This is a genomic window from Erythrobacter sp. 'gip.4 top 5', assembly GCF_056495765.1.
The window spans coordinates 257,503-270,964 of record NZ_CP200270.1 but is presented as its reverse complement, the minus strand read 5'-3'; the positions used below and the strand labels follow the sequence as shown (position 1 = coordinate 270,964).

Here is a 13,462-nt window from a genome sequence, read left to right as displayed (position 1 = left end):
CCGTCATTGGCCCGCAGCGGCGCGGCTGCGCAGCGTCAGCGCGATCTGCGTCGCCATCCGGTCGGCCACTTGGAGCGCGAGATTCTCCAACGCCTTCTGTTCCGCAGCGATGGTGGCATATTCACTGGAAACCACGTCAATCCCCGCTTCCGATCCAGCCGTCGTATCCAGCAACACCGCGCCGGTCGCCAGTTCCACCAATTGGTAGCGCGCGCGCAGGATGCGGCGTTCGCGGCTGATGGTGTCATCATTGAGCACGCCCAGTGCTTCAAGCGAATCGTCCAACCGCACGTCGAGCCGGTATTGCGGCGTTGTCTGGCCTGCGATTCCGAGCCGCGCCTCGAGCGCGTTCTTGACCAGCCATCCGCCGCGCCCCTCGATCGCGGGAACATCAACGGCCGCGATGCCTTGCGCCGTCGCCGCGTTCGGCCCGCCCGCATACATCGGCGAAAGGCCGCAGGCAGTGAGGGCCAGTGAGGCCAGCAGGGCAAGCGCGACACGCATCACGTAACGATATTCACCAAACGATCGGGCACAACAATGATCTTGCGGATCGCCGCGCCATCGACCGAGCGTTGCAGATTGGCGGAACCCAGCGCCAGCGCCTCCAGAGCGTCTTTCGATGCCCCCTTGGGCGCGGTCACGGTGTCGCGCAGCTTGCCCATGTGCTGGATCGCGATGGTGACTTCGTCATCGACCAGCAGCGCCGGGTCGACTTGCGGCCATGCTGCATCAGCGATCAGGCCTTGCCCCATGCTTGTCCAGGCTTCTTCCGCGAGGTGCGGCATCATGGGAGCGGAAAGATGAACGAGGGCGCGGATCGCCGCCGAACGGCTGGCGGACGGCGCGGCCTTTTCGACCACGCCGGTCAGCTCGTAAATGCGCGCCACGGCCTTGTTGAAGCCCAAGGCCTCGATATCGGCGGCGACGGCCGCGATGGTCTGGTGGGTCTTGCGCATCAGCGCCTTGTCTTCGCCCTGTGCTGCCGCGTCATGGGCGCAGAACAGCCGCCACAACCGCTGCACAAAGCGCGCGCAGCCTTCGATCCCGGCATCCGACCACGGCAGATCGCGTTCCGGCGGCGAGTCGGACAGCATGAACCACCGCACCGCATCCGCACCGTGGCGGGCGATGATGGCATCAGGGTCTACGACGTTCTTCTTCGACTTCGACATCTTGATGACGCGGCCGACATCAATCGGCGCGCTATCGGCCAGAAGGGATGCGCCGTCTGACGTGCGGTGGACCTCTTCCGGTGCGAAGAACACCGGCACGCCCCGGGTTTCGTCGGTGCGGCTATAGGTCTCGTGTGTCACCATGCCTTGCGTGAACAACGCCGCAAACGGCTCTGTCACGTCGATCTGGCCCATGTGTGCCAGCGCCCGCGTCCAGAACCGGGCATAGAGCAGGTGCAAAATCGCGTGTTCTACCCCGCCAATATAGTGCTGCACGGGCAACCACTTGGCGACCTCTGCCGGGTCAAACGGACGGTCGGTGGGCTGGCTGGCGAAGCGCAGGAAATACCACGAGGAGTCGACGAAGGTATCGAGCGTATCGGTTTCGCGCTGCGCTGCGCCGCCGCACTTGGGGCAGTCCACGTGCTTCCACGTCGGGTGACGTTCGAGCGGATTGCCGGGGATGTCAAAGCTGACATCCTCGGGCAGAGTCACGGGCAGCTGATCCTTGGGCACCGGCACCACGCCGCAGGTGTCGCAATGGATGAAGGGGATCGGCGTGCCCCAATAGCGCTGGCGGCTGACGCCCCAGTCGCGCAGCCGCCACACAGTGCGTCCTTCACCCCAACCGCCGCTTTCGGCGCGGGTGATGACGGCCTGCTTGGCGTCCTCAACGCTCATGCCGGTGAGGAAATCGCTGTTCACGATCACCCCGTCCCCCGCCTCGGCCTCGCCCTTGAAGGGTTCGTCAGCCTTTGCGGGGTCGGAGGCGACCACGCGGGCAATCGGCAATGCGTATTTCGTGGCGAATTCAAGGTCGCGCTGGTCATGCCCCGGCACGCCCATCACCGCACCGGTGCCGTATTCCATCAGCACGAAGTTGGCGATGAAGACCGGCAGGGCCTTACCTGTGAAGGGATGCTGCGCGGTGATCGCGGTGCGGTATCCCAGTTTCTCCGCCGTTTCGACGTCGGCCGCCTTGGTCCCGCCGCGCTTGCACGCTTCGATAAAGGCCGCGACTTCCGGATCGCTCGCCAGCCCCTGCGCGATCGGGTGATCGGCAGCAATGGCGCAAAAGCTCGCGCCGAAAATCGTATCGGGGCGCGTGGTGTAGACCGGCAGCTTCCCGCCGTCTGAAAGGTCAAAGCTGAACTCCAGCCCTTGCGACTTGCCGATCCAGTTTTCCTGCATCAGGCGAACCTTTTCGGGCCAGTCTTCCAGCTTGCCGAGGCCCTCCAGCAGATCATCGGCAAAGTCGGTAATCTTCAGGAACCACTGGTTCAGCTTGCGCTTCTCGACCTCCGCGCCGCTGCGCCAGCCCTTGCCATCTATGACCTGCTCGTTCGCCAGAACCGTCATATCGACCGGATCCCAGTTCACGGTCGATTCCTTGCGGTAGACCAGACCCGCTTCATACAGGTCGGCAAACAGCGCCTGTTCGTGGCCATAATATTCGGGGTCGCAGGTGGCGAATTCGCGGGTCCAATCCAGCGCAAAGCCGATGCGCTGCAATTGCGCCTTCATCTGCGCGATATTCTGACGCGTCCAGCCGCCAGGGTGCACGCCCTTTTCCATCGCCGCGTTTTCTGCCGGCATCCCGAAGGCATCCCACCCCATCGGGTGCAGCACTTCAAACCCCTGCATCCGCTGATAGCGCGCCAGCACATCGCCCATCGTGTAATTGCGCACATGGCCCATGTGGATGCGCCCCGAAGGATAGGGGAACATCTCGAGGATATAACTTTTAGGCTTCGGGCTGTCGGAATCCGCCGTGAAGATTCCGGCCTCGGCCCAGGCACGCTGCCAGCGTTCATCAGCGACGGCAGGGTCGAAACGGGTATCGGTCATGAACGGCTTTCAGTCGGCCGAGCTGCGGCTCGGGAAGCGTTTGGTAGGTGTCTAGGACGCCAGCGCCTGGCGGCGCAGATCGCGGGCCTTGGTGAGAATGATGTCTTCCAGCTTCTGCACGGTGGCTGCCTGTACCGGGGCTTCGACCCAGTTACCAGAATCGTTGACCTGTCGGCTTGCCGCGACGCGCAGGGCATCGGCGCGCAGATCCTGATCGAGGATTGTGACGGTCAGCTTGACCCTCTCGGTCGGGTTGGTCGGATTGGCGTACCAATCAGTCACGATCACGCCGCCCGCACTATCGGCCTGAAGCAGCGGCGCAAAGCTTACCGTGTCGAGCGCCGCGCGCCATAGATAGGCGTTGACGCCGATCGTATTGACTTGCGCGGCCTGCAATTCAGTGCGTGGCCGCTCACTGCCGCCGCAGGCGCCGAGGCCCAGCAACGACGCGCCGAGCATGGCGTAAGCTAGGGTTCGGCGGCCAAGGACGGCGGCCGGGCGGAACGGGGCAGAATTGGCGCGTGTCACAGCCGGAAATTTCCTCTTCATCGGTCTTGGCCTGCTCTATAGCCCTGCGGCCTAAAGCGGCAAGCGTCATCCGCTTTCAGATGCACGCAGGCGGGCGGGGCGAGGACGGCACAAAGCGCTTGCTGGCTTTACCCAGCCTGAATTTTTCACAATCATGCAATGGTCTGTGTGCAAGGTGCAACAGTCCGGGTAGGAATCCTGCACGAGTCAAAGCAAGGTCATTGCAAGCCCGTTGGTCTCGCTTAACACGGATGGAACAAAAGCGCTGCGACTCACTTGAGGTTCAGGTGCGATATGGCTCAGTATATGGCTCAGCTGAATAAAAACAGGGACGCAGTTATCACAATGGTACGTATGTCGGACAGGTCAGCCAAGGCGCGGCGCTCTCTGTCGTCGATCGCGCTGTGCACTGCGGCATGCGGCGCGCTTGCGCTCGCGGTACCAAGTGCAGGCCTCGCGCTGGCAGGGGACGCGGTGCCGCAACGCACTGCGGCTTCGCTCGAATCGCTCGGCCTGCGAATGTTCACGCCGGCCTCGGTTGATCCGGCCTTGGCTGCCCGCGTGGCGGATAAAGCGCGTGCGCGCGGCATTCGTTTCACACCCGCCAGCGCACCCGCGCTCTCAGGCAAGCGGACAGTAACAGTAGCAGTGCGGGTCGATGAAGATTCTGCCCTTGCCATCACCGTGCGCAAGACGATCGAAGCGGTTCCGGGGCGCGGTACAGGGCTTGCCGGTGTTGACGCCAGCAAGTTTCAACTGGGCGCAGCGCGCGGTTATCAAAGTTTTGCCCGCTCGGTCGATCTGTCGGCCAACGTCAATAATGTTTCGCTGCCCGATCTGGCGCAGTTTGAACCTTCGCGCCCCAAGGCCGATGACGCGCCGTCGCGGCTTCAACCGCGGATCGAGTTGGAAGACCGCCAGATTGCTGGCCGGTCGCCCAATACGCTTGATGCGACCGCCGCACAGACTGTGGATGTCGGCGGTAGCTTCCGCCTTTCGCCCAACCTGAATGTGACAGCCGGCGTGCGTTACTCGCAGGAGCGCGAGCGGCTCGATCCGCTGACCAACTCGGTTCAGGATAGCCAAGCGGTCTACGTCGGAACCCAGATCAAGTTCTGATCTGTTGGAGGGCTGAAGCGCCGGTTCGGGCCGCTCTTCCAGACTCGTGTTAGCCTATCGCTTGGCGCCGCTTGATCGGGCCAGACCCCTGCCAGCCTCTGCCAGACCCCCGCTTGCCCCGGCTTGACGCGCATGGCGATTCGCCGCTTCCCCTGACCCTACAGCGACGCTAAGTTGCTGGCGGAGCAAACGGATTGAGACTTGGGGAGGGATTGCCATGGGCCGGGTAGCCATCGTTACCGGAGGAACACGCGGGATTGGGGCGGCGATCTGCCAGCGGCTGGTCCGGCAGGGCCACACCGTGATCGCCACTTATGCCGGGGATGCGGAAAAAGCGCAGGCCTTCACGGCGCAAACCGGTATTCCTGCCTACAGATGGGACGTTGGCGATCATGAAGCGACACTGGCCGGATGTGCCCAGGTCGAAGCGGATCACGGCCCTGTGGACATTGTGGTCAACAACGCCGGAATCACCCGCGACGGCACCCTTCACAAGATGAGCTTTGACGACTGGAATGATGTGATGCGCATCAACCTTGGCGGGTGCTTCAACATGGCCAAGGGAACGTTCCCCGGAATGCGGGAACGCGGCTGGGGCCGGATCGTCAACATTGGTTCAATCAACGGGCAGGCGGGGCAATACGGGCAGGTCAATTATGCTGCGGCAAAGAGCGGAATTCACGGCTTTACCAAGGCTTTGGCGCAGGAAGGCGCGAAGTTCGGGGTGACGGTTAACGCCATCGCGCCGGGCTATATCGACACCGACATGGTCGCGGCTGTGCCCGCCCCGGTGCTGGAAAAGATCGTCGCAAAAATCCCGGTCGGGCGGCTCGGCTTGGCCGAGGAAATCGCCCGCGCGGTGGCGTTTCTGACCAGTGAGAACGGCGGGTTCGTGACCGGTTCGACCATGAGTATCAACGGCGGCCAGCATATGTATTGATGGCGGCGAAGGGCGCGGGAGGCTTACGCCAAAAAAAGCCCCTGCCGCAAGGCAGGGGCATAAAGGTGGAGGCCAACAGGCCCCTCGGGTCGCAATGACGCTGTACCACAACGGCGCGGCAATGCTCATGACAATGCCTGTTAGGTGCGGCGGTTGTAAGGTCGCCTCCGTCCTAAACGTGATGCCGGCCGCCCTTCCGAGCCCACGCCAGTGAGATGCGCTTTGTCTGCCTTGTGCCGTCCGACAAAAAGGAAGGTGACGAAGGTTTAAGGGCTTCTGACGTAGCCTCACGCCATGTCCGAACTTCTTCCTATTACCATTGAGGTGGCGGTGCCTAAGCCGCTCGAACCATGCAATTGGCTGGGCTGCGTCCTTACGCATTTCGCAACAGCCGAACACGCTATCGGACAATTATGTCTGACACTCGACTTGTCTGTTGAAAAGGGGCCTTTATCTAATCTCCAGCAGCTCTGTGTTCGCCTTTCACGCATGAGCGACAAGCGTTGTCAGACCCTGCTCAAACGGATTGAGCGATGGCGGTCGTTGCGGCCTTTGCGTCATCTTCTGGCACACGCGACTGTGATGGTCGTGACTGACAGCAGCGGACAACGCTTCATCGTCACACGGCATCTGCCTCTAGATCGCTATGACGTTACACCTGATCGTTTATGGACCGAAGACGAGTGTCGAGAGCTTCTGCGAGTTGCTACAAATGACGGGCGTTCGATATCTGATCAGGTGCGCAATCTGATACAAAACCCCGCTTTGATGGCCGAACTCAAAAAGCCCGATCCCGGATCAAGTCGAGGGTGACGGTAAAGCGCGTGATGCTCCATCACCCCTTGTAAAGCCCATCCACCCTTGGCTGATACCGTTCGCGGATCTTGTGGCGGCGGATCTTCATTGACGGTGTCATTTCCTCGTTCTCGATTGAGAACGCCTCGTCGGCAAAGGCGAACTGGCGGACCTTTTCAGTCACCGACAGGTCGGCGTTGGTGCGGTCGACCGCAGCGCGCACGGCGTTCCTGAAGGCAGGCAGTTCCTGCAGGGCCTTTAGATCGAACTTTTCGTCATTGGCCCGTGCCCATTCCAGCGCCCATTCGGCATCGGGCACGATTAGCCCGACGACATAGGGCCGCTTGTCCCCACTCACCATCGCCTGCGCGATTTCGGGCTGGAGTGTCAGCATCCCCTCGACCTTCTGGGGGGCGATATTGTCGCCTTTGTCGTTGACGATCATGTCCTTCTTGCGGTCGGTGATGACGATCCGGCCCTTGTTGTCGAAGTGCCCGATGTCGCCGGTGTGCAGCCAGAGGTTTCCGGTTTTATCTTCGGGATCGGGCTTCAGCGTCCGCGCGGTTTCTGCCTCGTTGCGCCAATAGCCGTGCATCACCAACTCGCCGCGCACCAGCAATTCGCCATCCGCCGCCACGCGCACTTCGACCCCGCGCAGCGGCGGGCCGACCGTGTCCATCTTGAGGCCAACCTTGGGGCGGTTGCAGCTGATCACCGGTCCCGCTTCGGTCTGGCCGTACCCTTGCAGCATGGTAAGGCCCATCGCGTCAAAGAAATTGCCGACATCGGGATTGAGCGGCGCGCCGCCTGACACCAGAGCCTTCAGCCGCCCGCCAAACTTGGCGCGAATCTTGGGCCGCAATGTCTTTTCGACCAGCAGATCGAGCGGGCGGTCGCGCAGACGCTTTTTGCCGTTTGTCGATTTCTCGGCAATCTTCAGCGCGCTATCCATCATGAAATTGGCGATTTTGCCCTGCTTTTCGATCTGCTTGATGATGCGGGTGCGCAGCACTTCAAACAGACGCGGGACCACCACCATCAGCGTGGGCCGGGTTTCCTCGATATTGCTGGCAAGCTTATCCAGCCCTTCGGAATAGAAGATTTCCGCGCCGACACTTATGGGCAGATACTGCCCGCCGGAATGTTCATAGGCGTGGCTGAGCGGCAAGAAGGACAAAAAGCGCTCTTCTGCCAGACCGAAATCCTCCACCAATACTTCGGCGGCGCCGGCGGCATTGCACAGGATCGCGCCATGATGCTGCATGACGCCGCGCGGAGCCCCGCCGGTGCCACTGGTATAGATCAGGCACGCCGTTTCCGATCGTTCGATGCCGGAAATGCGCGCATCGACAGCGGCCCTGGCTGCCGCCGCATCGCCGGTCACAAGTTCCGCCCAACGGTGATATTCAAAACTGCCCGATTGCTGGCGCTTTAGGTTGTCGATTCCGATCACATGATCGATCAGCCCGGTTTCCGCGATAGCGCCCACGAGAGGGCCGAGCAGCTTCTCGGTCGACACCACCACCGCCCGTGCGCCGGAATTGTCGAGAATGTGCGCGTGATCGCGGCGTGTGTTGGTGATGTAGGTCGGCACGGTGATGCAGCCCGCAGCCATGATCGCCAGATCGGCGATGCACCATTCGGGACGGTTTTCCGAGACCAGCGCGACCCGGTCACCATCTTCCAGCCCCATAGCCCGCAACGCTTCGGCCAGCAGGCAGACGTGTTCTGCCGCCGAGCGCCAGCTTTGCGTGACCCATTGCCCGCCGGTCTTGTGGCCAAGGAACGGGGCATTGCCTTTGGCGTCGGCACGCTTGAAAAACAGCGCCACAAGATTTTGAGCGTTATCAATATCCTGCAAAATGTGGTGGTCCGCCGGGTTGGCGATCGCACGGGCGGCTCTTCCTGCGATCCGGGAAGACGCGGTGGTGGAATGCACTGGCAAAGGCTCCTGATCCCTTCGGATTATCGTGTCGGGGTTCAGGCGCGACCCCGTATAGTGAACAGATTAGAAGCTGTTCGCCGTAGCGGCAAGCGGGGAGCGGGGATCCGCCCCCAGCGGGCTCACTTGTATTCGAGCTTGCGAACGAGGCGCGGATCGATCGCCACCTCCCACCTGCCGTCTGAGAGGCGGCGCAAAGCATTCGCCTTGAGCGGCGGAGCGCCTTTGCGGATGCTGGCATGGCCAAGCGCCTTGAGCGCCGGCTCCATGGCTTCAAGCGCGCTGCCTTCCTCGATCAGCACAGCCTCGCCAAAGCTCATGATGAACGGCATTCCAAGCGCATCTTGGGCGCTCATTTCGAAATCAATAACGCCGATGATCGAGCGCGCGACCTGTACCGGGATGGTCGGACCACCGGCAGCGCCAATCACCAGCACGATCCGGTCGCCGGCGTCGTAGACGATCGTCGGCGCCATTGAAGACCGCGGCCGCTTGCCGCCCTGGACCCGATTGGCCACCGGCTTGCCGTTCTCGTCGGCGGTGAAGGTGAAATCGGTCAATTCGTTGTTGAGGTAGAAGCCGCCGAAATACAGCCCCGATCCGAAGGCGCCTTCAATGGTGGACGTGTAGCTGATGGCGTGGCCGGCTGCATCGGTGATTGCGAAATGGGTGGTGCCGTTCTCCGGCTCCTCATCGCCGTCGCCGCGTGCCAGCGGGGCGCCGGGCGGGACGCCGGCCTCGGCCTTGGCGATTGTGGTCTCTGCCGAGATCAAGGCTGAACGGCTCGCGATATAGCCTGCATCCACCAGCCCCGAGACGGGCACGTCGACGAAATCGGTATCGGCGGTGTAAAGTTCGCGGTCGGCATAGGCGATGCGCTGACTTTCGACGAACAGGTGCCAGAACGTGGGGCTTTGCGGGCCCAGCGCGGCAAGATCGAACCGTTCGAGCTGGCCGAGCATCTGCGCCACGGCCACCCCGCCTGACGATGGCGGCCCCATGCCGCACACGCGATAGGTGCGATACAGCGCGCACACCGGATCGCGGGTCTTGGCGGTATAGCCTGTGATGTCGGCAGCGGTCATGCGCCCATCCTGCGGGGTCGCGCCGGCGACATAGGCGGCAAGCTGCGCGGCGGCAGTGCTGCCGTACATCGCTTCGGATCCTTGCGTCGCCATGGCCTTGAGAGTGGCGGCGAGGGCAGGGACCCTGACGGTTGCGCCAATCGGCAGGGCATCGCCATCCGCGCTAAAAAATACGGCCTTGGCCGCGTCCGACTTGTCCGCACGGCCCTTGTTTTGCGATAGCGATTCGTGGAGCCGCCGGTTCATCGTGAAACCGTCCTCGGCCAGAGCGATGGCCGGCGCAAACAGCGCGGACCAGGGCAGCTTGCCATGTTCAGCATGGGCTTTGGCGGCGAGCGCGACGTTGCCGGGCACTCCTACGCTCAGCCCCGTGAAAACGCGGGTATCGCGGTCCAGCACCTTGCCGCTTGCATCAATAAACCGGTCCGCTGTCGCGGCAGCAGGTGCGGTTTCGCGGCCATCATAGGTGGTGAGCGTGCCGTCTTCGCCGTCTGCGCGCAGCATGAAGCCGCCGCCGCCAATGCCGGAGCTTTGCGGTTCGACCACGGTGAGCGCCAACATGACCGCAATCGCCGCGTCAACCGCCGAGCCGCCTTGCGCCAATATGGCTTGGCCAGCGGCCGTCGCGCGCGGATCGGCGCTGCTGACCGCGCCGACCGTGACAGGCGACGTATCGCTGGCGACGATGGTCTGGGTGGAGGCACAACCCGGCAGGGCCAGCGCCATAGGGGCGATCAGGGCAGCAAAGAAACGCATGGGGGAATTGCTATTCGCTTCCCACCGCTTCGGCAATGCTTGCAAAGCCATCGCGGCGCATCAGGTGTTCAAGCCCGCGCACGATCCGCGCGCCAAGGCCCGGGCCTTCATAGACCATCGCGGAATATAACTGCACCAGACTGGCACCAGCGCGGATGCGTTCCCACGCATGGTCGGCCGTGGCGATGCCGCCGACACCGACCAGCGGGATGGCCGCCCCTGTTGCCTTGCGGAAATCGCGCAGACGCTGAGTGGCGAGGCTGCGGAGCGGCGCGCCCGACAATCCGCCGCTTTCGCCCGCATGGCGCGATTGGAGTGCGGGCCGCGCAATCGTGGTGTTCGACACCACCAGCGCCCCCAGCCGCTTGTCCAACGCGATCCGGGCGATGGCGTCGATATCCGACGGCATGAGATCGGGGGCGACCTTGAGAAAGATTGGCGGCGGATCGGACGGCACAGCTTCGTTGCGCGCGGCGATCACCGCGTCGATCAAGGCGTCTAGCGCGCCTTCATCTTGAAGCGCGCGCAGGCCGGGCGTGTTGGGGGAGGACACATTGACGCAGAGATAGCTCGAAAATGGAGCCATCTTGCGCGCCATTACCGCGTAGTCGGCGACGCGGTCGGCCGAATCCTTGTTGGCGCCAATATTGGCCGCGACGATCCCCGATCGCCCGGCACGGGCACGCAGCCGCACAAGTGCCGCTTCCGCTCCGCCATTGTTGAACCCCATCCGGTTGATAACCGCTTGATCTTCAATCAGTCTGAACAAGCGGGGCTTGGGGTTTCCGGCTTGTGCCAGCGGTGTGATCGAGCCGACCTCCGTATAACCGAAGCCCAGCCCGAGCAGCGCGTCGGGCACCTCGGCATCCTTGTCGAAGCCGGCCGCCACACCGACCGGATTGGGGAAATTCAGCCCCGCCACTGTCACCGCCAACGCGCCGCCTTCGGCAGCGGGCGAGCGGCTCGGCAGCGCGGCCAGCGCGCGGATCGCAAGCCGGTGGCCGGTTTCCGAATCGAGAGCGAACAGTGCAGGCTTGATCAGGTGAAACAGCATTGCGGCGGCGGTTAAGTCAGCACGCGGCGCATGTCGAGCCAATCGGCGCAAGGCTGCATTTGCACGCGTTAAATCCCCATTGGCGAACCATTCGATCAGCGCTTTTCCCGGGTCGCGGGGCAAGCGTTGTCGCTTGCATACAATCCCGCAGATGATTCGCAGTATAGGTACCCGAATGCGACCCGAAGGGCTTGGAGCAGTAATGCAAAGAGTTCCTCAACTTAGATAGGCGGCGCTTCGCAAGGAGCGTCGCCTCTTTTTTTGTTCTGCTTTTGACGGCGCACACAAATGTGGCATGAGATGTTCGATGACATCATGACCACAACCCTTGCGCCTTCCGAAATCGCCAGCGGCTATTCGACCGTGGACCAGCAGCTTACGGCTGCTGCGCTGATGTCGGTCGACTACATCGCGCCCCAGGCAGCGATCGCGCCTTTCGTCACCACGCTTTACTACTTCCGGTGCGACGAAGCGGTGATCCGCGACATTCAACCCGCTTCAATCGGAAACCTCTGCTTTTTCCCGCATGGCACCGGAGAAATGTTGTTCGGGCAAGGGCATCGCGATCCCAATCATATGATGGGCCTGATGACCCCGCTTTCGCGCGCCACGCCGATCGTGGTGGATGGGCCATTCCATGCTTTCGGTGCGGCGCTGACGCCGATCGGTTGGGCGGCACTGACCGGCCTTCATGCGGGGCAGTGCCGTGATCGGTTGTTGCCCGCGGCAAGCGTTCTTGGCCCCGATATCGATACGCTGGGCCAAGAACTGATCGCGGCCTACCGCAAAGGCGGGATGAGCGGGCGCGACTGTGCCCTGGCGGTGGGCGATTTTATCGGGCGAAAGGTCAGGCCGATCAATCCGCGCCATCTTGAACTGATCGCAGCGACGGGCCGGTGGCTTGGCGCTTCGTTCAATCCCGAAGTCGGTGATCTGTCCGGGGTTGCCGGCTACTCTGCCCGTCAGGTGCAGCGCCTGGTCGAACGCTATTTCGGCCTGACGCCGCGTGCGCTGGCGCGCAAATATAGGGCTTTGCGCGCAGCAGCGCTGCTGTCCGCCCCGCAATTGTCGATGGAGGACGAAGCCGAAATCGCCGAGGCTTTCTTCGATCAATCGCACATGATCCGCGAGATCGCGCATTTCGTGGGCCGCACCCCTGCGCGGCTGACTGATACCACCACGCCCTACCTCGCCGAGATGATTGACGCACGCAACTTGCGCGAACTAGGTCGCTGACAAGCGTTTGACTCGACAAGCGCCCGCCATCAGTGCAAGATAATATCCTATGATGGTCGCGCCACAACGATAAGGGGGTGCCCTTCGGGGCAGGGGTGGGTTGCAGGTTCAAACACGGATGATACTGCCACCGGCTGATCTGGCCGGACTGATAAACACGTTCTACATTATGCAGACCGAAGACGGGCATTTTCCGGAAACGGTGCCGGCTTACTCGGCACAGTTGCTGCTCGTTGTGCGCGGCCGGATCCGCTTCACCTATGCAGATGGCAGCACGGCGACGACATCCACCGTCACGTTCAACGCCCCGCAAATGCGCAGCGCCAATTGCGTCATGGAAGGCCCGTTGCTGACAATCAGCGCGTCGCTGACCCATGTTGCGTGGCAGAGGCTCGCCAATCTTCCTGCCGATGCGGTTCATGATCGGCTTATTCCGGCTTGCAAGATCCTGACGCCGGAACAGATCGCCGGGCTTGAGGCGGCAGCATTGGCCTGCGCCGAGGGGCAGATCGAACCGGAGGACCTGTGCGCGCATCTGGCCGACGTGGTCTCGGCCGGACCTCACACCATCCGCCCCGATCATGTCGCAGCGGTCGAGGCGATCCTGCGTTGGCTGAACAGCGGGTTTAATCCCCCGCTGGCGGATCTCTATGGCGATGCCGGCTTTTCGCCGCGGCAGTTGCAGCGGATATCGCGGCGCTTTTTCGGGGTTGCGCCGGCACAGGTGCTCAAGCGGTTCCGCGCGCACCGGGCGGCCATGGCGCTCGCGCAGCCGGGTATCAGCGAAGAAGTGTTTGATGCGCTGATGGCGTCCTTTTTCGATCAGGCGCATCTGATCCGTGACATCCGGCGTTACACCGGGCGCACCCCGTCACAATTGCGCAAGCAATACCACGGAAACGATCTGCTTGATCCCGCAGGCCACGGCGACGCGGGCGCGCCGCTGAGCAGCGCCGCGCAATAGCACGCCCCCGCGCCCGCTTT

At 62.6% G+C, this 13,462-nt stretch carries 11 protein-coding genes; 5 read left to right on the top strand and 6 right to left on the bottom strand.

From position 1 onward, the window contains the following. Nucleotides 1-3: 3 nt before the first annotated feature. From lptE to ACRANW_RS01370, 3 genes are read right to left on the bottom strand one after another with little or no spacing between them, the layout of a single operon-like run. The gene (gene lptE, locus ACRANW_RS01380; RefSeq protein ID WP_479432786.1) at nt 4-504 is read right to left on the bottom strand and encodes an LPS assembly lipoprotein LptE; all 501 of its coding nucleotides are present in this window, start codon (nt 502-504) and stop codon (nt 4-6) included. Further along, nucleotides 504-3,023 carry a leucine--tRNA ligase gene (gene leuS, locus ACRANW_RS01375; protein WP_479432785.1) on the bottom strand — a complete coding sequence of 840 codons (2,520 nt, stop codon included), beginning with the start codon at nt 3,021-3,023 and terminating at the stop codon, nt 504-506. Before leuS ends, lptE begins: the two co-directional genes overlap by 1 nt. Before the next feature lie 51 nt (nt 3,024-3,074). After that, complete coding sequence (locus tag ACRANW_RS01370; protein ID WP_479433982.1) at nt 3,075-3,482, bottom strand: DUF3576 domain-containing protein; 408 nt, start codon at nt 3,480-3,482, stop codon at nt 3,075-3,077. A 414-nt stretch (nt 3,483-3,896) separates the two neighbouring features. On the opposite strand from ACRANW_RS01370, the gene ACRANW_RS01365 reads away from it, so the two are divergent. The 3 genes from ACRANW_RS01365 to ACRANW_RS01355 all read left to right on the top strand — a co-directional run bounded on the left by ACRANW_RS01365 (nt 3,897) and on the right by ACRANW_RS01355 (nt 6,423). Continuing rightward, complete coding sequence (locus tag ACRANW_RS01365) at nt 3,897-4,670, top strand: hypothetical protein (RefSeq protein ID WP_479432784.1); 774 nt, start codon at nt 3,897-3,899, stop codon at nt 4,668-4,670. A 217-nt stretch (nt 4,671-4,887) separates the two neighbouring features. Further along, nucleotides 4,888-5,610, top strand: a complete 723-nt coding sequence (phbB, locus tag ACRANW_RS01360; protein ID WP_479432783.1) for an acetoacetyl-CoA reductase — start codon at nt 4,888-4,890, stop codon at nt 5,608-5,610. Nucleotides 5,611-5,904: 294 nt separating this feature from the next. Then, nucleotides 5,905-6,423, top strand: coding sequence for a hypothetical protein (locus ACRANW_RS01355; protein WP_479432782.1), 519 nt, complete (start codon nt 5,905-5,907; stop codon nt 6,421-6,423). 22 nt (nt 6,424-6,445) lie between these two features. Here the strand turns inward: ACRANW_RS01355 and ACRANW_RS01350 are convergent, their stop codons facing one another. The 3 genes from ACRANW_RS01350 to ACRANW_RS01340 all read right to left on the bottom strand — a co-directional run bounded on the left by ACRANW_RS01350 (nt 6,446) and on the right by ACRANW_RS01340 (nt 11,242). Then, nucleotides 6,446-8,269, bottom strand: coding sequence for an AMP-dependent synthetase/ligase (locus ACRANW_RS01350; RefSeq protein WP_479433981.1), 1,824 nt, complete (start codon nt 8,267-8,269; stop codon nt 6,446-6,448). Nucleotides 8,270-8,469: 200 nt separating this feature from the next. Next, nucleotides 8,470-10,188 carry a gamma-glutamyltransferase gene (gene ggt / locus ACRANW_RS01345; RefSeq protein WP_479432781.1) on the bottom strand — a complete coding sequence of 573 codons (1,719 nt, stop codon included), beginning with the start codon at nt 10,186-10,188 and terminating at the stop codon, nt 8,470-8,472. Between the two features lie 10 nt (nt 10,189-10,198). Next, nucleotides 10,199-11,242, bottom strand: coding sequence for a quinone-dependent dihydroorotate dehydrogenase (locus tag ACRANW_RS01340; RefSeq protein WP_479432780.1), 1,044 nt, complete (start codon nt 11,240-11,242; stop codon nt 10,199-10,201). 300 nt (nt 11,243-11,542) lie between these two features. Between ACRANW_RS01340 and ACRANW_RS01335 the strand changes: the two genes are divergently transcribed. Then, nucleotides 11,543-12,478: a helix-turn-helix domain-containing protein gene (locus ACRANW_RS01335; protein WP_479432779.1), complete on the top strand. Its 936-nt coding sequence runs from the start codon at nt 11,543-11,545 to the stop codon at nt 12,476-12,478. Nucleotides 12,479-12,596: 118 nt separating this feature from the next. Then, nucleotides 12,597-13,442, top strand: coding sequence for a helix-turn-helix transcriptional regulator (locus tag ACRANW_RS01330; RefSeq protein ID WP_479432778.1), 846 nt, complete (start codon nt 12,597-12,599; stop codon nt 13,440-13,442). The last annotated feature ends 20 nt before the right edge of the window (nt 13,443-13,462 follow it).